This window comes from Buttiauxella sp. 3AFRM03 (assembly GCF_003675305.1).
Taxonomy (GTDB): domain Bacteria; phylum Pseudomonadota; class Gammaproteobacteria; order Enterobacterales; family Enterobacteriaceae; genus Buttiauxella; species Buttiauxella ferragutiae.
The window spans coordinates 4,798,801-4,825,667 of the sequence record NZ_CP033076.1; the positions used below are offsets into that span (position 1 = coordinate 4,798,801).

Annotated in this window: 23 protein-coding genes; 20 read left to right on the forward strand and 3 right to left on the reverse strand. The window is 51.2% G+C overall.

What is annotated here, in order from left to right; all coding sequences use genetic code 11:
• Positions 1-206: 206 nt before the first annotated feature.
• Both D8682_RS23855 and D8682_RS23860 read left to right on the forward strand, forming a co-directional pair.
• Entirely contained in the window at positions 207-554 is a 348-nt protein-coding gene (locus D8682_RS23855; protein ID WP_064545177.1) for a type II toxin-antitoxin system RelE/ParE family toxin, read from the forward strand.
• Between the two features lies 1 nt (position 555).
• A complete protein-coding gene (locus D8682_RS23860) occupies positions 556-873 on the forward strand; it encodes a helix-turn-helix domain-containing protein (RefSeq protein WP_064545179.1) in 318 nt (105 codons plus the stop codon).
• A gap of 31 nt (positions 874-904) precedes the next feature.
• Here the strand turns inward: D8682_RS23860 and yegD are convergent, their stop codons facing one another.
• Positions 905-2,263: a molecular chaperone gene (gene yegD, locus D8682_RS23865; protein WP_064545181.1), complete on the reverse strand. Its 1,359-nt coding sequence runs from the start codon at positions 2,261-2,263 to the stop codon at positions 905-907.
• A gap of 97 nt (positions 2,264-2,360) precedes the next feature.
• Between yegD and alkA the strand changes: the two genes are divergently transcribed.
• Positions 2,361-3,212, forward strand: a complete 852-nt coding sequence (gene alkA / locus D8682_RS23870; protein ID WP_121815292.1) for a DNA-3-methyladenine glycosylase 2 — start codon at positions 2,361-2,363, stop codon at positions 3,210-3,212.
• Positions 3,213-3,232: 20 nt separating this feature from the next.
• Here alkA and D8682_RS23875 read toward each other — a convergent pair whose 3' ends face one another.
• Positions 3,233-6,565, reverse strand: a complete 3,333-nt coding sequence (locus D8682_RS23875) for a diguanylate cyclase (protein ID WP_121815293.1) — start codon at positions 6,563-6,565, stop codon at positions 3,233-3,235.
• Between the two features lie 370 nt (positions 6,566-6,935).
• Between D8682_RS23875 and udk the strand changes: the two genes are divergently transcribed.
• From udk to asmA, 3 genes are all read left to right on the forward strand, one after another.
• On the forward strand, positions 6,936-7,577 hold the full coding sequence (gene udk, locus D8682_RS23880; RefSeq protein ID WP_064545187.1) for a uridine kinase: 642 nt from the start codon (positions 6,936-6,938) through the stop codon (positions 7,575-7,577).
• Positions 7,578-7,663: 86 nt separating this feature from the next.
• The gene (gene dcd / locus D8682_RS23885) at positions 7,664-8,245 is read left to right on the forward strand and encodes a dCTP deaminase (protein WP_064545189.1); all 582 of its coding nucleotides are present in this window, start codon (positions 7,664-7,666) and stop codon (positions 8,243-8,245) included.
• Between the two features lie 23 nt (positions 8,246-8,268).
• Positions 8,269-10,113 (forward strand): outer membrane assembly protein AsmA, encoded by a 1,845-nt coding sequence (gene asmA / locus D8682_RS23890; RefSeq protein ID WP_121815294.1) that lies wholly within the window; start codon positions 8,269-8,271, stop codon positions 10,111-10,113.
• 105 nt (positions 10,114-10,218) lie between these two features.
• Here the strand turns inward: asmA and D8682_RS23895 are convergent, their stop codons facing one another.
• Positions 10,219-11,799 (reverse strand): TerC family protein, encoded by a 1,581-nt coding sequence (locus D8682_RS23895; protein ID WP_121815770.1) that lies wholly within the window; start codon positions 11,797-11,799, stop codon positions 10,219-10,221.
• Positions 11,800-12,459: 660 nt separating this feature from the next.
• Here D8682_RS23895 and D8682_RS23900 point away from each other — a divergent pair.
• The 14 genes from D8682_RS23900 (at position 12,460) to cpsB (ending at position 26,850) form a co-directional block, all read left to right on the forward strand.
• Positions 12,460-13,593 carry a polysaccharide export protein gene (locus D8682_RS23900; protein WP_064545195.1) on the forward strand — a complete coding sequence of 378 codons (1,134 nt, stop codon included), beginning with the start codon at positions 12,460-12,462 and terminating at the stop codon, positions 13,591-13,593.
• 6 nt (positions 13,594-13,599) lie between these two features.
• Complete coding sequence (gene wzb, locus D8682_RS23905) at positions 13,600-14,043, forward strand: low molecular weight protein-tyrosine-phosphatase Wzb (protein WP_064545197.1); 444 nt, start codon at positions 13,600-13,602, stop codon at positions 14,041-14,043.
• Between the two features lie 2 nt (positions 14,044-14,045).
• Positions 14,046-16,214 carry a tyrosine-protein kinase Wzc gene (wzc, locus tag D8682_RS23910; RefSeq protein ID WP_121815295.1) on the forward strand — a complete coding sequence of 723 codons (2,169 nt, stop codon included), beginning with the start codon at positions 14,046-14,048 and terminating at the stop codon, positions 16,212-16,214.
• A gap of 132 nt (positions 16,215-16,346) precedes the next feature.
• Positions 16,347-17,183: a colanic acid biosynthesis glycosyltransferase WcaA gene (gene wcaA, locus D8682_RS23915; RefSeq protein WP_064545201.1), complete on the forward strand. Its 837-nt coding sequence runs from the start codon at positions 16,347-16,349 to the stop codon at positions 17,181-17,183.
• Between the two features lie 2 nt (positions 17,184-17,185).
• A complete protein-coding gene (gene wcaB / locus D8682_RS23920; protein WP_074388546.1) occupies positions 17,186-17,671 on the forward strand; it encodes a colanic acid biosynthesis acetyltransferase WcaB in 486 nt (161 codons plus the stop codon).
• A complete protein-coding gene (locus D8682_RS23925; RefSeq protein WP_121815296.1) occupies positions 17,668-18,885 on the forward strand; it encodes a glycosyltransferase in 1,218 nt (405 codons plus the stop codon). Before wcaB ends, D8682_RS23925 begins: the two co-directional genes overlap by 4 nt.
• Positions 18,860-20,080 (forward strand): colanic acid polymerase WcaD, encoded by a 1,221-nt coding sequence (gene wcaD, locus D8682_RS23930; protein WP_121815297.1) that lies wholly within the window; start codon positions 18,860-18,862, stop codon positions 20,078-20,080. The genes D8682_RS23925 and wcaD overlap by 26 nt, the downstream gene beginning before the upstream one ends.
• An 8-nt stretch (positions 20,081-20,088) precedes the next feature.
• Positions 20,089-20,841 carry a colanic acid biosynthesis glycosyltransferase WcaE gene (gene wcaE, locus D8682_RS23935; protein ID WP_121815298.1) on the forward strand — a complete coding sequence of 251 codons (753 nt, stop codon included), beginning with the start codon at positions 20,089-20,091 and terminating at the stop codon, positions 20,839-20,841.
• 97 nt (positions 20,842-20,938) lie between these two features.
• A complete protein-coding gene (gene wcaF, locus D8682_RS23940; RefSeq protein ID WP_121815299.1) occupies positions 20,939-21,484 on the forward strand; it encodes a colanic acid biosynthesis acetyltransferase WcaF in 546 nt (181 codons plus the stop codon).
• A 129-nt stretch (positions 21,485-21,613) separates the two neighbouring features.
• Positions 21,614-22,735: a GDP-mannose 4,6-dehydratase gene (gmd, locus tag D8682_RS23945; protein WP_064545254.1), complete on the forward strand. Its 1,122-nt coding sequence runs from the start codon at positions 21,614-21,616 to the stop codon at positions 22,733-22,735.
• 2 nt (positions 22,736-22,737) lie between these two features.
• Entirely contained in the window at positions 22,738-23,703 is a 966-nt protein-coding gene (locus D8682_RS23950; protein WP_121815300.1) for a GDP-L-fucose synthase, read from the forward strand.
• Between the two features lie 2 nt (positions 23,704-23,705).
• Positions 23,706-24,185: a GDP-mannose mannosyl hydrolase gene (locus tag D8682_RS23955; protein WP_064545212.1), complete on the forward strand. Its 480-nt coding sequence runs from the start codon at positions 23,706-23,708 to the stop codon at positions 24,183-24,185.
• Positions 24,182-25,402, forward strand: coding sequence for a WcaI family glycosyltransferase (locus tag D8682_RS23960; RefSeq protein ID WP_121815301.1), 1,221 nt, complete (start codon positions 24,182-24,184; stop codon positions 25,400-25,402). Before D8682_RS23955 ends, D8682_RS23960 begins: the two co-directional genes overlap by 4 nt.
• A 2-nt stretch (positions 25,403-25,404) precedes the next feature.
• Positions 25,405-26,850, forward strand: coding sequence for a mannose-1-phosphate guanyltransferase (cpsB, locus tag D8682_RS23965; protein ID WP_121815302.1), 1,446 nt, complete (start codon positions 25,405-25,407; stop codon positions 26,848-26,850).
• Positions 26,851-26,867 lie beyond the last annotated feature (17 nt).

Below are 26,867 nucleotides of genomic sequence, written 5' to 3' on the forward strand. Positions count from 1 at the left end.
AGCCTATAGGCCTAATGATACTAGTGTAGTGAGTGAGGGTGGCGGAAAAATGGAGGAAATATGAAGTACTGTATGGATAAGTCTTAGAAGGCGGTTTTTTGCGTACAGGCTCGTAGGAATACGCTTGAATAGTATCCTGTTCATTTCTTAAGCAATAAACTGTAGTTTATATTTCAAATATAACCTATAGTTTATAAGGCGACGCTATGACATGGAAGATATTGACTACAAAACGGTATGAAGAATGGTTTGATGAGCAACACAATGATCTTCAGGAAAAGATGCTTGCAGTGATGGGGCATTTACGGTTTTGGGGGCCTTGTTTGCCTCGTCCCTATGCCGACACTGTAAATGGTTCACGTTTTGCCAACATGAAAGAGTTGAGAGTTCAGCACCAGGGTAAGCCCGTTCGGGCATTTTATATTTTTGATTACCGCCGGAATGCTGTTCTGTTGTGCGCAGGTGATAAGTCGAAAACTAAACGGTTCTACGAATCGATGATCACGATTGCGGACAAAGAGTTTATAGCTTGGTTGAAGTCACAGGAAAAATAATATGAAAAACAATCCGAAAGGTTACAGCACATTAGAAGAGTTAATTGCTCGTCGTTCACCTGAAAGTCAGCAACGAATAGCTGAAGCGACTCAGGAACTGATTCTGGAAAGCTGTTTGAATATGATTCGCGAGCAAATGGGCTGGTCGCAGCAACAACTGGCCGACGCGATGGGCATTAGCCAACCGGCGGTGACGGCGATTGAAAAACGCGGTAATGAAGTCAAATTGGGAACGTTAAAACGTTATATCGAAGCGTTGGGCGGCAAGCTTTCGCTGCAAATTGAATTTCCCGATGGGGTGAAACATCTGAAAATCTAAAACGCCGTGAGTTTCCCCACGGCGTTGTGTTTTAGTCTTTAAATACCACATCAGCCCAGCGGGCCAGACCTGCGGTCACCGAGCCGAAATCATCGCCGCCTGCCAGCGGAATGCCTGGTAATTGCTGCGCCAGTGCCTGTTTTAGCAAAGGTGAACGGGCGCTACCGCCGGTAAGATAAATCACGTCCGGTTTCACGGCGCTGTTTTCCAGCGCCAGCGTGACTTGCTCCAGAATCCGTTGCAGCGGCTGGCTAATCGCACTTTCCAGCTCGGGTTGGCTGATTTCGCAGCCTAATTCTTTGCTGATAAACGGCAGCAGCGTGGCGACTTGTTGGCTGTCGGAAAGCGCAATTTTGCTCTCTTCCGCAGCACGCACCAGGCGATAGCTCAGGCGCTGACGCCAGACTTTTTGCAGATACGCGACTTTTTCAGGATCGCGTGAATCGCGTACCAATTCATTGAGCATGCGGCCATTGGCACTGCTGTAAAAATCATTTTGCGCGGGAACGTCGTTTATCGCCACCGCATTCCACCACGGCAATACTGGCAGTGCGATGCCTTTCTCTGTTTGACCACCCATCCCTAATAATGGGGAAAGCTGTTTGAACGCCAGCATAATATCGAGGTCGTTACCGCCAACACGGCAGCCACTGTGGCCGAGCAGGCTTTGTTCGCGGTCGCGACGGGCGCGCCATTGCGGCCCCATCAGCAAGACTGAGCAGTCGGTGGTACCGCCACCGATATCGACGACCAGCACCTGTTTTTCTTCGGTTAGCGTGGCTTCAAAATCCAGGCCCGCCGCTACCGGTTCAAACTGAAACACCACATCTTTAAAGCCAGCACGATGTGCTGCGCGGTCAAGAATGCCTTGCGCCTGCTGGTTTGCTTCATCGCCACCTAAGCCCTGGAAGTTAATCGGGCGGCCAATCACGGCCTGGGTAATCGGCTCGGCCACCTGGCTTTGCGCCTGATTGCGGATGTGCAGCATCATGGCGCAGACTAAATCTTCAAACAGCGCGACTTGCTGCGGTTTTAAGCCGGTGGCGCCAAGGAAAGATTTTGGCGATTTAACAAAGTAAACCTCTTCCGGGTCTTCCATGTACTGGCGCAGGGAACTGAGCCCGAACTGCACACTAGCGGGCAAAACATCAATATCTTCTTCGCGGTTAAAAGAGACCGCACGGCGTAGCAAAGCCTGGGTTTCTTTCCCGGTTGCCGGAACCTCATGATGGCGATATAACCACTCACTGACCGCTTCACGCGTTGGTGCACACAGCATCGACGGAAGCAATGTTGAACCGTTTTCCATCTCCAGCGCCTGTGGAACACCATCGCGCATCACTGCTACAGAGCAGTTTGCAGTACCATAATCAAAGCCTATAAATTGCATAACGTCCCCATGCCGTGAAGAAGGGGGGCGACTTTAGCGGAATGTCAGGCGTCGGGCAACTATTTGGGCAGAAGTTAACGAACCACAGGACGAGATAATGTATCAACTGAACTACAACCCGCCTTATGACTGGCAGTGGATGTTTGGATTTCTGGCTGGCCGCGCGGTCAGTGGCATTGAAACCGTCAGTGAAACACGTTACTGCCGCAGCTTTGCACTCGGTCACTATCAGGGATTACTGACGCTAGTTCCTGACGAAGCGGCCTGTCAGTTGAATGTGACCCTGAGTGCAGGTTTGCAGCCGGTTGCCAGTGAAGTTCTGCAACGTATAAAGCAACTGCTGGATCTCGAATGCCAGCCGCAGATCATTCTTGAAAGCCTGGGGGATTTATCGGCGGCCCGCCCAGGATTGCGTTTGCCGGGTTGTATGGACACTTTTGAACAGTCGATACGGGCGATTTTAGGTCAACTGGTGAGTGTGGCGATGGCGGCAAAACTCGCCAGCAAACTGGCGCAAGCTTTTGGTGAGCCAATGGCCGAAGACCCGAACTGGCGGATTTTCCCAACGCCCGAGCGCCTGGCATCATTAAGCCCTGAACAGCTCAAAGCCCTGGGAATGCCGCTTAAACGCGGCGAAGCGATTATCCATCTGGCGCGTTTAATGGTGGCAGGGGTATTTCCGCAACAGTGCCCTGCAGATGTGGAACAAGGGGTCAAGGCGCTGACAACGTATCCAGGCATTGGCCGCTGGACAGCAAACTACATTGCTTTACGCGGCTGGCAGGCCAGCGATGTCTTCCTGGCCGATGATTACCTGATTAAGCAACGATTCCCGGGCATGACACCGGCGCAAATTCGCCGTTATGCCGACCGCTGGAAACCCTGGCGTTCTTATGCGTTGTTGCATATTTGGTATAGCGAGGGTTGGCACCCCGATATTCCCGATTGAATCCCAATTCCCACAGGGAATCAGTTAATCGCGAAATAGCTGGTATTAAGCAACATCTCCAGCGGCAGCGGTTGGGTGACAGCTTCACCATAGATCAGGTCGATGCCGATGCCGGAAAGCGTGTCCATTACCATCGGCATATCGGCTGGCCCGGCAATGGTTTGCAGGAACTGGCGCTGTGCATGACCGTGGATAATGGTGACCATCATTTCGTCCATCAGGTTGGAATGCACGTTCTGAATCAGTTCCTCATCAACAATGATGTAGCTGAACTTCTGGCGTGAAATTCGTTTAAAGATGTCGAGGTCACGCCCGACGTGACTGAGGATTAAATGGCAGCCGCTGTCACGCAGGCGTTGCAGGTTGCTGTCAATTTTTTCATCTTCACTCTGCAGTGCTTCGCAATGGATGACCAGGTGCAGCAAGCGTGCTGGCAACACACTGCGCGCTAAACGTGCCAGGATTTCATCGACCACTTTGTCACTGGCGAGACCGTGAGAGGAGAGGGCTAGCGCCACTCCAAAGCCTTTATTGGTCACTGGCTGGGCATATTTACTGAAGAACTCTTCGAAAATCCGCAGATCGAGCGTGCATTGCAGCTCTTTGTCCGTTACTGCGGCGCGGAATGCAGACTCATCCAGCACCGCGTCGTCACTTCCCCAGAAACGTAATGACAGCAGATAGAAACTGGTCGATTCCGGGATGCGCGGTGGGGCAATGGCACGGGCGACCATCAGGATTGGGCTGTCGTTAATGATGCGCTTTTGCTCATCCATCGGCAGGTTTTGGTTCTCTTTGCGGATGCTGTGCTGTGAAGATTCAAACACCGTAACCCGGCCACGCCCGCCATTCTTCGAGGCGTAGCAGGCAATATCTGCCTGCGAGAGTACTTCAGACGCAATACGGTTGTCGGCATCAACTTGCGTGATACCGGCACTTGCGCCGATACGATGTAAACGCCCATTCCACGTAAAGTGATAGTCGTTAATGCTTTGGATTATTCGCTCAGAAATATGGCGCGCATTATCCGATGAGCAATCAGGCAGCAGTAAGCCAAATTCATCGCCACCCAGGCGCGCGAGGAAATCGCCGGTGCGTAACATGCTGAGCATCAATGACGACAATTCACGCAGTAACGCATCGCCAGCAGCGTGACCTGCGGTGTCGTTTACCGCTTTAAAGCGGTCGAGGTCGATAAACACCAGGGCATGGCGTTGACGATTTTCTCCGGCACTTTGCAGCAAACGTTTGAGATGATTTTCGAAGCTGACGCGGTTGGCAAGGTGGGTTAGCCCATCGTGCGAGGCGCTGTAACTCAACTGTTTGAGCATTTTGCGCGATTCGGTCACATCCTGAATAACCAGCACTGAGCCGATACTTTGCCCATCGAGCGTGGTGAGCGGCGTGATGCTGTAATGGATATCGTAACTGCCGCCATTACGGCAATGCAGAACCACCTCATGTTCGATGGTGGTGCGTGAATAATCGCCGCTATGAATGTTTTCCATCACCGGGCCTGTGTCGCCGAAAGTGATGTGCAGGATAGCCAGAATATGTTGGCCGATAGCCTGCTGTTGCGGCCAGCCGCTGAGCTTTTCGGCGATCGGGTTCATAAAGGTGATATTCATATCGACGTCGGTACAAACTACGGCCTCACCGATGGAGTCCAGCGTGATGTGCAGACGCTCTTTTTCCTGATACAGCGCTTCGTTCAGTTGCTTAACTTCCGTCATATCCATGTTGATGCCGAGCAGGCGCTCAACATCACCATTTTTATTCAGCACGCGGTTTGCCAGCGAACGAATATGGCGAACGCCTTCTTTAACATGGATGCGGTATTCCATCTTAAACGGAATACGAGCTTGTAGGGCATCGCGCACCGTTTTCTCAGCAGCGGCCGCGTCATCTGCAACAATACGTTCAAGCCACAAAGCGTATGTTGGTTTCACATGTGGCGGGACTTCGTAGAGGTCGAACATGCGTTTATCCCAACTGATAACATCGCTCCCCAGATCCCATTCCCAAATACCAATGCCGCCTGCTTCATTAGCCAGCGTGATGCGCTCCATCAGACGTTTGTTCACCCACTCGGTATGTTTGAGGTCGTTAATGTCTTCAATTTGCGCGATTAAATAGAGTGGGGAACCGTCAACGTCACGCACGATAGAAACGGCCAGTAACGCCCACACCACATCACCTTTACTGGTGTAATAGCGTTTTTCCATCGAATAGCTATTAATACTGCCGCTAACCAACATATTGAGTTGCTGTAGATCGGCGTGTAAATCTTCCGGATGGGTGATTTGTTGGAACGTCAGCGAACGCAGTTGTTCTGCCGTATAACCGAGGAATTTGCTCAGCGATTTATTGACTTGCAGCCACTGGCCGTCTGTCGAAACCAGTGCCATACCGATGGCGGAATACACCATCGCGTTACGAAAACGCGCTTCGCTTTCAGTGATGTGCTTGCGCTCTTCACGGAATGAATACATCACCATGGTCATGACGTTGGCAGGCAATAAAATCATCAGGAAGGGGAGCCACGGAGCATTATTCATTACCGTGGTATGAGGCTCCATGGAGACCTGGTTGTGAGTAGCCATCATTAATGAAACAACCATCAATGTGCCGAGGAAAACAATAAAGGCTTCCAGACGTGGCAGGCGAATCGCACTCCACATCAGAAACACAATAATAAAGGTAAATGGCCACGGCATATAACGCAGTGTCAGGTAGCTAAGGGCCAACGTAACGACCAAAGTGAATATGGTTTCTAGTAATAAATTGGGATTTTTATGGCGCAATAAATAGCCAGGTTTAAACAATAACGCCGTTGGCACTAACGCAAGCGCGCCGATAGTTTCGGAGAGCACCCAGACGAAAAAAGTTTTGGCGAGGTTACCGCTATCAGGACCTGCCAGCCATAACGCCAGTACGCCGCCGACAATAGGCGGAACGATCGCGCTACAGATGACCAGCTTGACCCAATTGCTCAGGTTTTGCAGCGGGTTATGCTGCGGCAACATGCGGCGCATTAATGAGGCGCCGAGCAACGCCTCAATAATATTAATGATGGTGTACCCGAGACTAATCTCATGCAGTGGCTGAAAAATAGCGGAAGCGCAGAGATTCCCTAATGTACACACCGCAATGACCATGGGCCATTTACGGAAAGTATTGCGGAATAAAGCCACCATCATTAGGGAGGTCGGGAACCACAGTGGGGCTAAAACAGTCCCTACAAGAGATAATTCCAGCGAGTACCAGGTAAATATAAAGCTTAAAAGCCCCAACCCCACAGGCAGTACGAAGGAAGGCATCGCGAATAACTCTTTTGTGCTTTGTTTGATCATTACCGCAAATCCGTTAAGGCGTGCCGCCAGGTGCCATGCCCGGATGCAAATAAAAAGATAAGTTTCGGTTTATGCTAGTACAAACAATTTACATTTCCTATGTAGTCTGGTCATAAATTAGCATCAAGAAGTCATAAATACTGATATTTGACAGACTTATTTTCCTTTTGCATGAAAAACCATTCTTATTGCGCGGGTATTGATTCCTTTGCATTCCTTTGCTTTGTGCAGCTTATCTGTCTGGTAGCTTAAATCACCTCCCAAAGCGCATTACTCTGGTATCAGCGGGCGGATCTCCCTATAATTGCCGCGTTTGACGTCTCTCACGTCGCCCCTCCTCAACATTTAAGTCAACAAGGCTCGTTACAACATGACTGACAAGTCCCATCAATGCGTCATCATCGGGATAGCCGGTGCGTCGGCTTCAGGAAAAAGTCTTATAGCCAGCACACTGTATCGCGAACTGCGTGATCAGGTTGGTGATGAACACATTGGTGTCATTCCAGAAGACAGTTACTACAAAGACCAAAGCCATCTTTCGATGGAAGAACGAGTCAAGACCAATTACGACCATCCCAACGCGATGGACCACAATTTGCTGTTCCAGCATCTTCAGTCGCTGAAAGCCGGTAATCCGATTGAGCTGCCGGTTTATAGCTATGTGGAACATACCCGTACCGGTAACACTGTTCACTTAATGCCCAAGAAAGTGATAATTCTGGAAGGGATTTTGTTGCTGACCGATGCGCGCCTGCGCGAAGAGATGAACTTCTCCATCTTTGTGGATACGCCGCTGGATATTTGCCTGATGCGCCGTATGAAACGCGATGTTAACGAACGTGGCCGTTCAATGGATTCGGTGATGGCCCAGTATCAGAAAACCGTTCGTCCTATGTTTTTACAATTCATCGAACCCTCCAAGCAGTATGCCGATATTATCGTGCCGCGCGGGGGAAAAAACCGTATCGCCATTGATATTCTGAAGGCGAAAATCAGTCAGTTCTTTGAATAACCCTGGTATTTACCTGTCGTAGCGTGGCTATATCTGGCGCGCTGTGGCAGGGTAACCAAAACTGAGCTTGATAAGGAGCATCAACGATGCGTTTGTGTGACCGCGATATAGAAGCCTGGCTTGATGACGGGCGCTTAACGATTACCCCTCGTCCGCCAGTTGAACGCATTAGCGGTGCGACTGTTGATGTCCGTTTGGGGAACAAATTCCGTACCTTCAGCGGCCATACAGCACCGTTTATTGATTTAAGCGGCCCGAAAGATGAAGTGAGCGCCGCTCTTGAACGCGTGATGAGCGACGAAATTGTCCTCAACGAAGGCGATGCCTTCTACCTGCACCCTGGCGAGTTGGCTCTGGCGGTCACGCTTGAATCCGTTACGCTGCCTGCTGATTTAGTCGGTTGGTTAGACGGACGTTCATCCCTGGCACGTTTGGGGCTGATGGTGCACGTCACCGCACACCGTATTGACCCAGGCTGGCATGGCTGTATCGTTCTTGAGTTCTATAATTCCGGTAAACTACCGCTGGCTTTACGCCCTGGCATGATGATCGGTGCACTGAGCTTCGAGCCACTCTCAGGCCCGGCGGCACGCCCTTATAACAGCCGCCAGGATGCAAAATATCGCGATCAGCAAGGTGCGGTTGCAAGCCGTATTGATAAGGACTGAGTTCCCATCTGTATGAGGGCTGTATGAAACGATTTTTAACCACGCTGATGATCTTGCTGGTGGTACTGATAGCCGGTCTTTCTGCGTTGGTGCTGTTGGTTAACCCCAATGACTTTCGTGCATATATGGTGCGCCAGGTTGAATCACGCAGTGGCTACCAGTTGAATCTGGATGGCCCACTGCGTTGGCACGTCTGGCCACAACTGAGTATTTTATCCGGGCGTATGTCACTCACGGCACTCGGCGCCAGCCAGCCATTACTCACGGCTGAAAACATGCGTCTGGATGTGGCGTTAATTCCGCTGATTTCCCACCAATTAAAAGTTCACCAGGTGATGCTCAAAGGGGCGGTGATTCAACTTACCCCGCAAACTGAAGAGCGCCGTGCGAAAGATGCCCCAGTTGGCCCATCAGGCAATATCCCGGAACCTGACGAAACTCGAGGTTGGTCTTTCGATATCGCCAAATTGAAAGTTGCCGACAGCGTGTTGGTGTTCCAGCACACCGGTGACGAGCAAATCACGGTGCGTAATATCAATCTGCAAATGGAGCAGAATGAGAAAAAACAGGCGCACATTGAGCTGAGCAGCCGCATTAACCGCGATCAACGCGATATGAACATGTCGTTGGTCGCCGATCTGAATGCTGCCGATTATCCGCAGCAGCTTAGCGCCACTATCTCTAAGTTCAATTACCAGCTTCAAGGGGCCGATCTTCCTGCTAACGGGATTTCTGGCACCAGCTCAATGACGGCACGCTGGATTGAACCTGAGCGTCGTCTCGAACTCAGCCAGTTGCAATTGACGGCGAACGACAGTGATTTGCAAGGCAGTGCGAGTGTGGTGCTGGAAGAGAAACCTCAGTGGGTGCTCAATCTCCGCTCCAATAAATTGAATCTCGATGCTCTGGTGGCTGCGAATGCAGTAACCAACACCCAGGCGGTACAGCGGGCGCAACAGCAACCGACGTTGCCACGGCCGATTATCGCCTCAGGAATTGAAGATACCACTTACCAGAACCTGCGCGGCTTTAGTGCGCAGGTTAACCTTGCCGCTTCCAGTGTGCGCTGGCGCGGGCTGAACTTCACCGATGTGCAATCGGCGATGACTAACCAGTATGGTCTGATGACGGTGTCTGAGCTGACGGGGAATCTGGGGCGCGGTAGCATGTCGTTCCCGGGTGAACTTGATGTTCGCAACAATCCACCGCAATTAACCTTCCATCCGAAAGTAGACAACATCGAGATCGGGCAGATTCTGACTGCCTTCGACTATCCGATTGCCCTGTCTGGCTTGCTGTCGATGGAAGGGGAGTTTAACGGCGACAAACTCAATGCCGACGCTTTCCGCCGCAGTTGGCAAGGTGATGCGAGCATTACTCTGTCAAATTCCACTATGCAGGGGATGAACTTCCAGCAGTTGATTCAGCAAGCGGTAACGCGCAGCAATAGCGATGTGCAGGCTAAACAAAACTTCGACAATGTCACAACGCTTGATAACCTCACGGCGCAGGCCAGGCTCAATAACGGCAATCTGGAGCTCAAGAAAATGGAAGGGAAATCTTCTATGCTGGAGCTGACCGGGCAAGGTTCACTGGATTTAGTCAAACAGCAATGTGATACCCGGTTTAATGTCACCGTGCTGGGCGGTTGGGAAGGGGACAGCAAGCTGATTGAAGTGCTGAAAACCACGCCAATCCCATTGCGCGTGTATGGCCCGTGGCAGAAGCTGAATTACTCTCTGCAAGTGGATCAGGCACTGCGCAAGCAGTTGCAGGGTGAAGCGAAACGTCGATTGAATGACTGGCTGGATAAGCACAAAGACAGCAATAATTCGAAAGATGTGAAAGAGTTATTGAAGCAGCTTTAATCACATCAATATGGCGGATGACGCTTGCGCTTATCCGCCCTACAACGGCTAAATCTCTTTCGTAGGTCGGGTAAGCGAAGCGTCACCCGACATTAACTTCGCGCCTTACACTTCGTAATCCATCTCTTCATCGTCCTCGAGCGGCACAATCTGCACTTTCTGAACACGATGGCTTTCCACTTGCAGAGTGCGTAACAGGAAATTCCCTACCTCAACCGTTTCTCCGGTGACCGGAATATGCTGGAGCGATTCCATCAATAACCCGGCAATAGTGTGATAGTTACGTTTGTCTTCCAGCGGCAACGGTACGTACTGGACTAAATCCTCGAGCGGCATATGGCCGTTTGCCGTCCAGCTTCCATCCGGGTTTTTCTGGATGTCGTGGCGCGCATCGATCTCTTCCACTTCATTGGGCAGATTACCAGCGATGGTTTCCATCACGTCACTTATCGTCACCACTCCTTCGACGGAACCAAACTCATCCACCACAAAAGCAAAGTGTGTTCGGCCATGACGGAATTGCTCCAGCGCCGTCAGCAACGGCAGTGTTTCCGGGAAAACCAGTGGCTGGCGAATCAGCACTTCAAGATTTAACGGCTCGCCATTAAGCGACTGCTGGAGCAAATCGATGATATGCACCACACCCAGAATTTCATCGTCATCTCCGGTTATCACCACGCGGGTATGTTGGTTTTTATCCAGTAGCGCGCGGATCTCTGGCTCGGGCTCACTCAGGTTGATGTGTTCGACGTCATGGCGTGAGGTCATGATGCTGCTCACTGTGCGCTGGTTCAGGTTCAGCACACGTTCAATCATCAGCCGTTCTTGCGGTTCGAAAATTTCGTCTTGCTGCGCGTGATCGGCAATCAACGATGCCGTCTGTGCGTCTAACTCAGCCTCTTCCTTTTTACCGTTTAACAAACGCAACACGGCTTCAGCAGTGCGCTGGCGCAACGACTGGTCGGCTGATAAGAAGCGGCGGCGATTGAAAATGGCGAGTTGGTTCAGACTTTCAATGATCACTGAGAAGCCAATGGCGGCGTACAAATAACCTTTCGGGATATGGTAGCCAAAGCCGTCAGCCACCAGACTAAAACCAATCATCAGCAGGAAGCTCAGGCACAAAATCACAATAGTCGGATGGCTATTCACAAAACGTGTCAGCGCTTTGCTGGCTAACAGCATCAGGCAAATCGCGATAATCACCGCCGCCATCATGACGGGTAGATGGTCAACCATCCCGACGGCCGTAATCACCGAATCCAGCGAAAACACGGCATCCAGAACCACAATTTGCATCACCACGGGCCAGAACCGCGCCCCGCGCCGCTGGGTCTGGCTTTCGCTGTCTTTGCCCTCAAGCCGCTCATTAAGTTCAACGGTTGCTTTGAATATCAGGAACAACCCGCCGAATAACATGATCAGATCCCTCGCACTAAAGGCGAGATCGGCGACATGAAACAGCGGGCGAGTCAGCGTGACAAGCCATGATATCGAGGCCAGCAACAGTAAGCGCATCAACATGGCGAGGATAAGCCCGGTTACGCGTGCGCGGTCACGTTGGGCTGGAGGTAATTTTTCGGCAAGAATAGCAATAAACACCAGGTTATCGATTCCAAGGACTAGCTCAATAACGACCAGTGTTACCAAGCCTGCCCAAATCGAGGGGTCGGCAATCCACTCCATATGCTTTTCAGTAGCTCCACTAAAGATGACAAATGTCACCATGAAATGATGGTGAACCAGGATAAAAAATGCAATGTCAGGGGTGGGATAAATCCTGTACCGCTTAAATGCCAGGTAATCCTCCGCGTAAAACCTTTTAATTTCCATGGTAAACGATTCATTATTTTGTGAAATAAACGCCGATTGCATTTTCTTATAATGAAATTCACATGAGATAGTTCTGTATATTATTGTTTGACGTACCACTTATTAATTTCCTGTCAATATAAAGAAAATCCTAAAGCGATATAAATGTGCGGTTAATATTATTCTTAAAAGTCCCGATATTGTTCGGTGGTGCCTTGCCTGATATAGGCTTAACTGCAACAATCGATATCGTTATCTGATAATAGATGTATTTTTATTATTTCCTGTATACAAAACTATTTTATTTTTAGTGGGTTGGTAGCTGCAAGCCAGGGGCGGTAGCATGCTTGAAGGCCAGAGAATAAGCCTCAATTATTCTGTCAATAGGATGTCGGGAAATAAGTGTTTTTTTAGGATTGATGCCAGTTATTCCTAACGGCAACCAGGTTTCAATTCATGCCTCATTCATAAACCTAACGAGTCACTTATTTTATTCGTTCAGGATAATTACTCTGCCATAGTGATAAATACTCAATGATAAAATACAAACTTAAATTGATGCCTTTATTGGTGTCGGTAACCCTTATGAGTGGTTGCACAGTCCTCCCCGGAAGCAATATGTCAACGATGGGGAAAGATGTTATCAAGCAACAGGATTCAGATTTCAATCTGGACCGTATGGTTAACGTGTATCCGTTAACACCGCGCCTGGTAGAACAATTACGCGTTCGTCCGGCTGTCGCGCAGCCAAATATGTCCCTCGATCAGGAAATTTCTGCTTATCAATATCGCGTAGGGCCAGGGGATGTCCTGAACGTCACCGTTTGGGATCACCCGGAACTTACCACGCCTGCGGGCCAATACCGTAGCTCAAGCGACGCCGGTAACTGGGTGCAGTCTGACGGCACCATGTTCTATCCGTATGTCGGCAAAGTGAAAGTTACCGGCAAAACCCTTTCTGAAATTCGTAGTGATATTACCAGCCGCCTTGCGACGTACATCGCAGATCCGCAGGTGGACGTTAATATCGCTGGGTTTAGATCTCAAAAAGCGTACGTCTCGGGCCAGGTCAACAAATCAGGGCAGCAGGCGATTACCAACGTCCCGCTCACCGTTCTGGATGCGATCAATGCCGCAGGTGGCCTGACCGATGCTGCCGACTGGCGCAACGTCGTGCTGACGCACAACGGCCAGGAAAAACGGATTTCCCTGCAAGCGTTGATGCAAAACGGTGACCTGAGCCAGAACCATCTGCTCTATCCTGGCGACATTTTATTCGTGCCACGCAATGACGATCTGAAAGTGTTCGTGATGGGTGAAGTGAAGAAACAGACCACCCTGAAAATGGACTTCAGCGGCATGACGCTGACCGAAGCGCTCGGCCAGGCCGAAGGTCTGGATATGACCGCCTCAAACGCCAGCGGTATCTTTGTGATTCGTCCAATCAAAGAGAAGCAGGGCGGCAAAATTGCCAACATTTATCAGCTTGATATGTCCGATGCGACTTCGCTGGTGATGGGCACCGAATTCCAGTTGCAGCCTTATGACGTGGTGTATGTCACCACCGCACCGGTCACGCGCTGGAACCGTCTGATCAACCAACTGCTGCCAACCATCAGTGGCGTTCGTTATATGACGGACACCGTCAAAGATATCCATACCTGGTAAGGCGCTATGTTCAACAAAATATTGGTTGTCTGTGTGGGGAACATCTGCCGTTCCCCAACCGCTGAGCGGTTACTGAAAAGTTATCACCCGCAGCTTACCGTGACCTCGGCGGGGCTCGGGGCACTGGTGGGGAAAGGGGCGGATGTTGGCGCTGTACGTGTGGCGCAACAACATAACCTCTCACTTGAGGGGCATTGCGCGAAACAGATCTCCGGCAAACTGTGTCGCGAATACGATCTGATTCTTGCGATGGAAAAGCGCCATATTTCGGCAATTTGCGAAATGGCTCCAGAGATGCGCGGCAAGGTGATGTTGTTTGGTCACTGGGATGCGGAGCGGGAAATTCCCGACCCGTATCGCAAAAGCCACGACGCTTTTGAAGCGGTTTACGGTCTTCTGGACCAGAGCGCCCAAAAATGGGCTCATGCACTCAACGCTCATCAGGGATAACAATGACAGAAAAATCACACCGTTCGAGCGCCCCGACTGAGGGCAATGATGAAATTGATATTGGCCGATTGTTTGGTACGGTTCTCGAAGCCCGTTGGTGGGTTTTGGGGATCACGGCAATCTTTGCAGTGCTGGCGATGGTTTATGCGCTGTGTGCCACGCCAATTTATAAAGCCGACGCCCTGGTGCAAATCGAGCAAAACGCTGGTAACTCACTGGTCAATAATATTAGCTCCGCACTGTCTAACAAACCACCAGCCTCTGCCGCAGAAATTCAGCTGATTCAGTCGCGTCTGGTGCTGGGTAAAACGGTTGATGATCTTAACCTTGATATTGCGGTGCAGAAAAACAGTTTCTGGCTGTTGGGTGCCGGTTGGGATCGGCTACAAGGTCGTCAGAATGACACCGTCGTCGTAGACTCTTTTACCCTTCCGGCAGGGCAGGGCAAAAATCTCTTTACCCTGGAAGTGCTCAGCCCAACGCAGTATTTACTGACCAGCGATAACGGGCTCAGCGCGAAAGGGCAGGTAGGGCAACCGCTAAGCAAAGATGGCATCACCATCAATGTGAATGCGATTAAAGCACAGCCTGGCGATAGCTTTACGGTGACCAAATACTCCACGCTCGGCATGATAAACCAAATTCAGGGCAACCTGACGGTGGCCGAAAATGGCAAAGACACCGGGGTGCTGAGTCTCTCTTATACCGGCGAAGACAAAGAGCAAATCCGCGCCATCCTCGACAGCATCACCCGCAACTATCTTGAGCAGAACATCCAGCGTAAATCGGAAGAGGCGGCGAAAAGCCTGAAATTCCTCGCCGAACAACTGCCGGACGTGCGCAGTCGTCTTGATGCGGCAGAAAACAAACTGAACGCCTATCGTCAACAGCAAGACTCCGTTGACCTGTCACTGGAAGCGAAATCTGTCCTCGACACCATGGTGAATATTGATGCGCAGCTCAACGAGTTGACCTTCAAAGAGGCTGAAATCTCCAAGCTTTACACCAAAGTGCATCCGGCTTACCGCACGCTATTGGAAAAGCGCCAGACCCTGGAAGAGGAAAAAGCTCGCCTGAACGGGCGTGTGACCGCGATGCCGAAAACTCAGCAGGAAATCGTGCGTTTAACGCGTGATGTTGAGTCCGGCCAGCAGGTTTACATGCAGTTGTTGAACAAACAGCAAGAGCTGAAAATCACGGAAGCCAGCACGGTCGGCGATGTGCGCATTGTCGATGGGGCGATCACCCAACCGGGCATGGTCAAACCGCAACGCGCGCTGATTATCTTTGGCAGCATTATTCTCGGCCTGATGTTATCGATTATGGGCGTGTTGTTACGTTCGCTGTTCAACCGTGGCATTGAAAGCCCGGCGGCACTGGAGGAAGCGGGAATTGGTGTCTACGCCAGTATCCCACTTTCTGAATGGCAGAAATCCCACGACAACGCCATTGTGCGCAATGTTAAAGGGGCGAAACGCAATAAACAGAGCCAATTGCTGGCGGTGGGCAACCCGACGGACCTGGCCATCGAAGCGATTCGTAGCCTGCGCACCAGTCTGCACTTCGCCATGATGCAGGCGTCAAACAATGTGCTGATGTTAACTGGCGTCAGCCCGTCCATTGGTAAAACGTTTGTTTGTGCCAACCTTGCGGCGGTAATTAGCCAGACTAACAAGCGCGTGCTGTTGATCGACTGCGATATGCGCAAAGGCTATACCCACGAATTGCTGGGCACGACCAATACCAATGGACTGGCAGAAGTGTTGACAGGCCAGGCAGATATTACCCGCTGCGCACAAAAAACCTCGGTGCCTAATTTCGACCTCGTGCCGCGTGGCGTGGTGCCATCCAACCCTTCCGAACTCTTAATGAGCGAGCGTTTTGGCGAACTGGTGAGCTGGGCAAGCAAGAACTATGACCTGGTGTTAATCGATACCCCGCCAATTCTGGCCGTGACCGATGCCGCAGTGGTTGGTCGCCATGCTGGCACCACGCTGATGGTGGCGCGTTATGCGGTGAATACGCTCAAAGAAGTCGAAGCCAGCCTCAGCCGCTTTGAACAAAACGGCATCGCCGTGCGTGGCGTGATCCTCAACTCAATCTTCCGCCGCGCGGCAGGATACGAGGATTACGGTTACTACGAGTATGAATATAAATCTGATGCGAAATAGATAAGTTTGTCGCCCTCACCCTAACCCTCTCCCCCAGGAGAGGGGATCTATTGCTCCTTCTCCCTCAGGGAGAAGGCCGGGATGAGGGGTGTTTACCACTGACTCGTCATAAAAAATTTCAAGGGGAGTGTCATGAAACGCCCACTTATCTCTATCTATATGCCGACCTGGAACCGCCAGCAGTTGGCGATCCGCGCCATCAAATCGGTGTTGCGTCAGGATTACGAAAACTGGGAAATGTTAATCGTGGATGACTGTTCTTCCTCCTTTGAACAGCTCCAGCGTTTTGTCGACGAACTCGGCGATGCTCGTGTGCGCTACATGCGCAATGATTTCAACTCTGGTGCGTGTTCGGTGCGTAACCAGGCCATCAGCCAGGCTTTGGGCGAACTCATTACCGGGATTGACGACGACGATGAATGGACGCCCAACCGTCTGTCGGTTTTTTTGGCGCATCAACACCAACTGGTGACGCACGCTTTCTTGTATGCCAATGACTATGTTTGCGAAGGCCAGGTTTACTCGCAGCCTGCCAGCCTGCCGCTGTACCCGAAATCGCCGTTTTCCTTAAAGCTGTTTTATAAGCGCAATATCATCGGCAACCAGGTGTTTACCTACGCCGATCGCTTCAAAGCCTGCCTGTTTGATACCTCTCTGGCTGCCGCTCAGGATTACGACATTTTCCTGCGTATGGTGGTGGAATACGGCCAGCCCTGGAAAGTGGAAGAAGCTACGCAAATTCTGCATATCAACCACGGCGAAATGCAGATAACCAAATCCCCGAAAAAGTTCGCCGGTTACTTTCACTTCTATCAAAAGCACAAAGACAAATTCGACCGCGCCAGCAAGAAATACCAGCTGTTTACGCTCTATCAAATTCGCAATAAGCGCATGTCTTTGCGCACCTTATTAGCGTTGCTGAGTGTGCGTAACACCAAACGCCTGGCTGATGGATTACGGGGGAAATAACGGTGCTTGAAGATCTGCGCGCAAACTCCTGGAGCCTTCGCCCATGCTGCATGGTGCTGGCTTATCGCATCGCCCACTTTTGCTCGGTATGGCGTAAAAAAAGTGTCATTAACAACCTCTGGGCTGCACCCGTCATCCTGCTGTATCGCTTTATCACCGAGTGCCTGTTTGGTTATGAAATCCAGGCGGGTGCCACCATCGGACGACGCTTCACCATTCACCACGGTTATGCCGTGGTGATTAATAAATTCGTGGTCGCTGGCGATGATTTCACTATTCGTCACGGCGTCACTATTGGCAATCGCGGTAAAAATCTTGCCTGCCCGGTGATTGGCAACGGGGTCGAACTGGGCGCGAACGTGGTGATTATTGGCGATATCACTTTGGGTCATAACGTGACTGTCGGTGCGGGCAGTGTGGTACTGGACAGCGTGCCGGATGGGGCGTTAGTGGTCGGCCAGAAAGCGCAGATAAAGGTTATAAAATGAATATCATGCAATTTAACGTGCGCCTCGCCGAAGGCGGTGCTGCGGGTGTGGCGCTGGATCTCCACCAACGCGCCCGCGCGGCGGGTTTCAGTTCACGTTTTATCTACGGGTACGGTAAAGGCGGTAAGAAAAGCGCCAGCCACGATAAATTCCCTGGTGTGGAAAAACATACGCCACGCCTGACTTCAATTGCCAACATTGTGCTATTTCGCTTTTTTAACCGCGACCCGTTTGGCAACCTCAATAACCTGTATCACAAAGTGACGCGTAGCGCGGAGCCGGTGGTTCTGCATTTCCACGTGGTTCACAGCTACTGGTTGAATCTCGAAGAGATGGTGACATTTTGCCAGCGCGTCAAAGCGCATAAGCCGGATGTCACGTTTGTCTGGACGCTGCACGATCACTGGAGCATTACCGGGCGTTGCGCGTTTCTCGACGGCTGCGACGGCTGGAAAACCGGCTGCCAAAAATGCCCTTCTTTGAATAACTATCCGCCAGTGAAGCGCGACCGCGCTCATCTGCTGATCGACAGCAAGCGCCAGCTGTTTCGCGAAATGTTAGCACTGGGCTGCCAGTTTATTTCCCCGAGCCAGCACGTAGCCGATGCCTTTAACCGCATTTACGGGGCAGGGCGCTGCAAAATCATTAACAACGGCATCGATGTGGCGACCGAAGCGATTCTGGCAGAACTGCCGCTGACGCACGCAACACGAACAAAACCGAAAGTCGCCGTGGTGGCGCACGATTTACGTTATGACGGCAAAACCAATCAGCAACTGGTGCAGGCGATAATGGCACTGGGCGACGAAATCGAGTTGCACACCTTCGGTAAATTCTCGCCATTTAACGGCGCGAACGTCGTCAACCACGGTTACATGACCGATAAAAAAGCGCTGATGAGCCAGCTGAATGAAATGGACTCGCTGGTGTTTAGCTCGCAGGTGGATAACTACCCGCTGATTTTGTGCGAAGCGTTGTCGATTGGCGTGCCGGTGATAGCCACGCAAAGTGAAGCGGCAGATGAAGTGCTGCGCAAAGTCGGTGGTAAAACCTTTAGCGATGGGCGCGTGCTTGAACTGGTGAAAATGCCAAAAGAACAACTGGCGCAGCAGGTGTTTGGCAAAGAGTTGCCGGCGTTTAAAAGCGCCAGTCGCCAGGCGTTTAGTGGACAACAGATGCTGGAGGAGTATGTCTCGTTCTATCAAAATCTGTAGTTATCTGCTGCTGCCGTTCATCTATCTGGTGGTCAACGTCAAGTTGGCCTCACTGGGGGAAAGCTTCCCGATAACGATAGTGACCTTCTTGCCCGCGATCCTCTTTTTGTACATTGAACGCATCAACGTAAAAAAATTGATGATTGCGTTGGGCATTGGCGCGGGGCTGACGGCATTTAACTACATCTTTGGTCAATCGCTGGATGCCAGTAAATATGTCACCTCGACACTATTGTTTGTTTATATCGTGCTGATTCTGGCGATGACCTGGAGCTGCCGCTTCAAAACTATTTCACAGCATAATCACCATAAAATACTAAGGGTATTTTATGGTGTAGTCGGCATTATTGTGATGCTGGCTGCGGCGGAAATGGCACAGATTATTCTGACTGGCGGCAGTAGCCTGATTGAGAAAATTTCGAAGTTTCTTATTTACAGTAATAGCTATGTTCTGAACTTTATTAGCTTTGGTGGTAAGCGAACGACGGCATTGTATTTTGAGCCAGCATTTTTTGCTCTGGCATTAATCTCAATTTGGCTCAGCATCAAACAGTTCGGTATCAAAACGCCAAAAATTGATGGTATGATTCTGGCAGGGATAATTCTTTCAGGATCGTTTTCAGGGGTAATGACTTTTATCCTGTTTTATCTTCTTGAATGGGTATTTCAGTACCTTAATAAAAATGCCATAAAGAAGAAGTTGCCTCTGGCAATTATTTCTTTTTCCGTATTTTTAGTTGGGTTGATATTCGCATTCCCTTATATCGCGACGCGTCTTGGCGATTTAGGAACGGAAGGGTCGTCATCGTATTATCGCATCATTGGTCCGTTAGCGATGGTCGGATATTCATTGAGCAATATCGATGGGGTGGTTCGTTTCGGATCTTTATATGAATATGTCGCATCATTCGGAATCTTTAACGGTGCGGATGTCGGTAAAACAGTAGACAATGGTTTGTATCTGCTGATTATTTATTTTTCCTGGTTCGCAGTATTACTGACAATTTGGTATATGTCGAAAGTCGTTAAAATGATGCGCACGGCATTTGGGAATAATGAAAATTTCCGCGTGCAATTATGGCTTTTTACGCCTGTATCACTCTTTTTTACCGGCTCAATATTTAGCCCTGAATATGCGTTCTTAATTGTTTGCCCATTTATTTTGCGTAAGGCACTCAAAATTACGAACACCTGAGGTCCAATATGTTATTAAGTGTCATCACTGTTGCTTATAAAAATCTCGCCGGTATAGAAAAAACCTGGCAGTCGCTGGCTCATTTAGCAAAGGCACCAGGCATCACATTTGAGTGGGTTGTGGTGGATGGCGCCTCAAACGACGGCACGGCAGAATTTCTGGAAAACCTCAACGGTCAGTACCAGTTACGCTATGTTAGCGAGAAAGATAACGGCATTTATGATGCGATGAACAAAGGTATTGAGATGGCTCAAGGCCGTTATGCTTTGTTCCTCAATTCAGGTGACATTTTCCATTCGGATATCATCACTGTCGCGCATCAGCTCGCTGCTATGCCGCTTACCGATAATGCGATGGTGATTGGTGATGCATTATTAGACTTTGGTGATGGCACCAAAATAGAACGCCGGGCAAAACAGGGCTGGTATATTTATCATAGTTTACCCGCCAGCCATCAGGCGATATTTTTCCCGATGTCTGGGCTGCGCAAATATCCTTACGATCTGCAATATAAAGTTTCATCTGATTACGCGTTAGCCGCCAGAATGTATAAAAAAGGCTATGCATTTAAACGCGTCAAGGGTCTGGTGTCCGAATTTTCCATGGGTGGTGTGTCGACTTCAAATAATATTGAGCTGTGCCGGGATGCAAGAAATGTACAGCGCAAAATATTAGGCGTGCCGGGTTTTATTGCAGAATTATCTTACAGGCTTCGTTTGCGTACCACTGGAAAAGCTAAAGCACTTTATAACAAAGCATAAGGTGGATGACGCTGGCGCTTATCCACCCTACAACTACGACTGACCCGTAGGTCGGATAAGCGTAAGCGCCATCCGACAAAGTGAATAAGAGAATATTATGCAAGAATTAAATGGCTTCTCGGTACCGAAAGGTTTCCGTGGCGGGCACCCTATTAAGGTTCAACTGTGGTGGGCGGTACAAGCAACATTATTTGCCTGGTCGCCACAAATATTTTATCGCTGGAGAGCCTTTTTATTGCGTTTATTCGGCGCACGAATTGGCAAAGGGGTGGTGATACGCCCGTCAGTGAAAATTACTTATCCATGGAAATTAACTCTTGGCGATTATGCCTGGGTGGGCGATGACGCGGTGTTATATACACTGGGTGATATTACCATCGGTGCAAATTCCGTGGTGTCACAAAAGTGTTATTTATGTACCGGTAGTCACGATTATATGAGCAAACATTTCGATATTACTGCCACACCAATTGTTATTGGTGAGAAATGTTGGCTGGCAACAGATGTATTTGTTTCACCTGGCGTGACGATTGGCAATGGCACCGTCGTCGGTGCGCGCAGCAGTATTTATAAATCATTACCGGCGAATGCCGTTTGCCGGGGAAACCCGGCTGTAGTGGTTCGGGAACGTATTACGCCCTAATGGGGTTAAACGTCGCCCTCACCCTAGCCCTCTCCCCCAGGAGAGGGGACCGCTCGGTGTTCTCCCTCTCCTGGGGGAGAGGGTTGGGGTGAGGGGGATGTCGACATGTTAAAAGAGGAAAAATCCATTATGACTAAAGTAGCTCTCATCACGGGTGTAACCGGGCAAGACGGCTCCTATCTGGCGGAACTGCTGCTGGAAAAAGGTTATGAAGTTCACGGTATTAAACGTCGTGCTTCTTCTTTCAACACCGAACGTGTTGACCATATTTACCAGGATCCGCATTCCGGTAATCCTAAATTCCATCTGCACTACGGTGATCTGACGGACAGCTCCAACCTGACCCGTATTCTTTCCGAAGTGCAGCCGGATGAAGTGTATAACCTCGGCGCAATGAGCCACGTTGCGGTTTCATTTGAATCGCCGGAATACACCGCCGACGTTGATGCGATGGGGACTTTACGTCTACTGGAAGCGATTCGTTTCTTAGGCCTTGAGAAGAAAACCCGTTTCTATCAGGCATCCACTTCTGAGTTGTACGGCCTGGTACAAGAAACGCCGCAAAAGGAAACCACGCCTTTCTATCCGCGTTCACCGTATGCCGTCGCCAAACTTTATGCTTACTGGATAACCGTAAACTACCGCGAATCCTACGGCATGTACGCCTGTAACGGCATTTTGTTCAACCACGAATCCCCACGCCGTGGCGAAACCTTCGTGACCCGCAAAATCACCCGCGCTATCGCCAACATCGCGCAGGGCCTGGAAAAATGCCTGTATCTGGGCAACATGGATTCCCTGCGTGACTGGGGCCATGCCAAAGACTACGTGAAAATGCAGTGGATGATGCTGCAACAAGAAACTCCAGAAGATTTCGTGATTGCCACCGGTGTGCAGTATTCCGTGCGTCAGTTCGTGGAAATGTCAGCCGCGCAACTGGGTATCAAACTGCGCTTTGAAGGCACTGGCGTTGACGAGAAGGGCATCGTTGTTTCTGTTACGGGCCACGACGCACCTGGCGTGAAACCAGGCGACGTGATTGTCTCCGTTGACCCACGTTATTTCCGTCCTGCTGAAGTGGAAACCCTGCTGGGCGACCCAACCAAAGCTCACGAAAAGCTGGGCTGGAAGCCAGAAATCACGCTTAAAGAGATGGTTGGCGAGATGGTCGCTAAAGATCTGGAAGCGGCGAAAAAACACTCGTTGCTTAAGTCCCACGGTTACGAGGTTGCCATCGCGCTGGAGTCCTGAGCATGAATAAACAACGTATCTTTGTTGCCGGCCATCGCGGGATGGTCGGTTCCGCCATCGTGCGCCAGCTTGAGCAACGTGCAGACGTTGAACTGGTGCTGCGTAGCCGTGACGAACTAAACCTGTTGGATGGCGCGGCGGTTAACGCTTTCTTTGCAGAACAGCGTATTGACCAGGTTTACCTGGCGGCGGCAAAAGTCGGCGGAATTGTGGCGAACAACACTTATCCGGCGGACTTCATCTACGAAAACTTGATTATCGAGAGCAACATTATTCACAGCGCGCATACGCACAATGTCAATAAGTTGCTGTTCCTCGGCTCATCGTGCATTTACCCAAAAATGGCGAACCAGCCGATGGCGGAAAGCGAGCTGCTGCAAGGCACGCTTGAAGCGACTAACGAGCCGTATGCGATTGCCAAAATCGCCGGGATAAAACTGTGCGAGTCGTATAACCGCCAGTACGGTCGCGATTACCGTTCGGTGATGCCGACTAATTTGTATGGCCCGCACGATAACTTCCACCCAAGCAATTCGCACGTGATCCCTGCGTTACTGCGCCGTTTCCACGAAGCGACACAGCAAAACTCGCCGGATGTGGTGGTGTGGGGCAGCGGTACTCCAATGCGTGAGTTCCTGCATGTTGATGATATGGCGGCAGCCAGCATCCACATTATGGAACTGGCTAGCGAAGTGTGGCAGGAGAACACTCAGCCGATGCTTTCGCATATTAACGTCGGCACCGGTGTGGATTGCACCATCCGCGAACTGGCGCAAACCATCGCCAAAGTCACGGGATACCGTGGCCGTGTGGTATTTGATGCCACCAAACCCGATGGCACGCCGCGCAAACTGTTAGATGTAACGCGCCTGCGCCGTTTGGGTTGGTATCCGGAAATCACTCTGGAACCTGGCCTTGCCAGCACCTACCAGTGGTTCCTCGAAAACCAGCAACGGTTCCGGGGGTAATGATGTTTCTGAGTGCTGAAGACTTCGCCACCGTTGTCCGCTCCACGCCGCTTCTCTCCATCGATCTGATTGTTGAAAATCAGGCCGGCGAGTTCCTGTTGGGGCAACGCACTCAGCGCCCGGCACAGAACTTTTGGTTCGTGCCGGGTGGCCGGGTACGCAAAGATGAAACGCTGGAGCGGGCTTTTGCGCGCTTAACCGAGGCTGAATTAGGCACGCCGCTCACGCTGCAGGACGGTGAGTTTTACGGCGTGTGGCAGCACTTCTATGACGACAACTTCTCCGGCCCCGAATTTTCCACGCACTACATCGTGCTGGGGTTTCGCCTGCGCGTCGACGCTGATGCGCTGCAACTGCCGGACGCGCAGCACAGTGATTATCAGTGGTTAACACCTGCTGATTGGCTTGCACGCGGCGATGTGCATGACAACAGTCGCGCTTATTTCCTTGCTGGTAAGACAGAAAAGGTCATCGGATTATGAAGATTCTGGTCTACGGCATTAACTATTCACCGGAGCTGACGGGCATCGGCAAATACACCGGCGAGATGGTGGAATGGATGACGCGCCAGGGCCATGAGGTGCGGGTGATTACCGCACCACCTTACTATCCGGTCTGGGAAGTGCATCCCGATTATTCCGCCTGGAAGTACCAGAAAGAAGTGGGGGCCGCCACCGTCTGGCGCTGCCCGTTGTATGTACCAAAGCAGCCTTCAACCTTAAAGCGCCTGATTCATTTGGGCAGCTTTGCACTGAGCTCTTTATTCCCGCTGCTGGCGCAACGCCGCTGGAAGCCGGATCGCATTATCGGCGTGGTGCCGACGTTGTTTTGTGTGCCGGGCATGCGCCTGCTCGCAAAACTCAGCGGTGCACGCACCTTGCTCCATATTCAGGATTACGAAGTCGACGCGATGCTCGGCCTCGGAATGGCGGGCAAAAAGCAGGGCAAAGTGGCGCGCCTGGCGCAGCGCTTTGAACAGAGCGGTCTGCATAACGTCGACAACGTTTCGACGATTTCCCGTTCGATGATGAACAAAGCGGCCGAAAAGGGTGTTGATCCTAAACGCGTGATCTTCTTCCCTAACTGGTCGGAAGTGGAGCGTTTTCACGGTATTTCCCGCGAAGAAATTCTGGCGGTACAAACCCACCTGCAACTTCCGGTTGATAAAAAAATCATCCTCTATTCCGGCAACATCGGCGAAAAGCAGGGGCTGGAAACGGTGATTGAAGTGGCGGAGCGTTTTGCACTCCAGCCGTATGTATTCGTGATTGTTGGCCAGGGAGGCGGCAAAGCTCGCCTGCAAAAACTCACACAAGACAAAGGGCTGCACAACGTGGTGTTCCATCCGTTGCAGCCTTACGACGCGCTGCCCGCTTTGCTAAAACTCGCCGATTGCCATCTGGTTATCCAGCGCCGTGGTGCGGCTGATGCCGTGCTGCCATCAAAACTGACCAACATTCTTGCGGTGGGCGGCAATGCGGTGATTACCGCAGAAGCAGACACCGAGCTTGGCCAGCTTTGTGAGGCGTTTTCCGGTATTGCGGTGTGTGTCGAACCGGAATCGGTTGACGCCTTAGCCGAGGGCATAGAGCGCTGCCTGCAACTTCCAGAACACAACACTGTGGCATGTGACTATGCCGAGCGCACGCTCGAGAAAAACAGCGTGTTGAATCAATTTATTGCGGACATTCAGGGTTAATTATGACTCATTCCAGACTCTATCCGGTCATCATGGCTGGAGGAAACGGCAGCCGTTTGTGGCCGTTGTCCCGCGTGCTTTACCCGAAACAGTTCCTGTGCCTGAAAGGCGAACTGACAATGTTGCAAACCACCGTTAGCCGTTTAAACGGCGTCGAGTGCGAAAGCCCGGTGGTGATTTGCAATGAAGAACACCGTTTTATCGTCGCCGAACAACTGCGTGAGTTGAACAAGCTGACGGAAAATATTGTGCTGGAGCCTGCCGGGCGCAATACCGCACCGGCAATCGCGCTGGCTGCACTGGCGGCGAAGCGTAACCAGCCGGATACCGATCCGCTGATGCTGATCCTCGCTGCCGACCACGTTATCCAGGACGAAGAAGCCTTCCGAAGTGCGGTACGTAATGCCCTGCCGTATGCCGAAGCCGGGAAACTGGTCACCTTTGGCATCGTGCCTGACTTACCAGAAACCGGCTACGGCTACATTCGCCGTGGCGAAGTTGCCAGTCTCAATACCACTGATGCGGATGCCGTGGCCTTTGGCGTGGCGCAGTTTGTCGAAAAACCGGATATCGACACCGCGCAGGCTTATGTTGCCAGCGGTGAGTATTACTGGAACAGCGGCATGTTCCTGTTCCGCGCTGGGCGCTACCTGGAAGAGCTGAAAAAATTCCGCCCGGATATTCTCAGCGCCTGCGAAAAAGCGATGGCAAATATCGACCCGGATCTCGACTTTGTGCGCGTTGACGAAGCGGCGTTCCTGGCCTGCCCGGATGAATCTATCGACTACGCCGTGATGGAAAAGACCGCCGACGCCGTGGTAGTACCGATGGACGCGGGCTGGAGCGATGTCGGTTCATGGTCATCGCTGTGGGAAATCAGCACCAAAAACCAACAAGGCAATGTGCATCACGGCGATGTCATCAGCCACTCTACCGAGAACAGTTACATCTATGCCGAATCCGGTCTGGTGACCACCGTTGGCGTGAAAGATCTGATTGTTGTGCAGACCAAAGATGCGGTGCTGATTGCCGACCGCGACCACGTGCAAAGCGTGAAGAAAGTGGTGGAGCAAATCAAATTTGATGGCCGCCATGAACACCATAACCACCGCGAAGTATATCGCCCGTGGGGCAAATACGATTCCATCGACGAAGGCGAACGCTACCAGGTGAAACGCATCACCGTGAAACCGGGCGAGGGCCTGTCTTTGCAGATGCACCATCACCGTGCCGAGCACTGGATTGTGGTGGCGGGTACCGCAAAAGTGACGCTGGGTGAAGAAGTGAAACTGCTGGGCGAAAACGAGTCCATCTACATTCCGCTGGGCGTCACGCACTGCCTGGAAAACCCCGGGAAAATCCCCCTCGACCTGATTGAAGTGCGTTCCGGCACTTACCTCGAAGAAGACGACATTGTGCGTTTTCAGGACCGGTACGGGCGCATTTAGCTTTTGTCGGATGACGT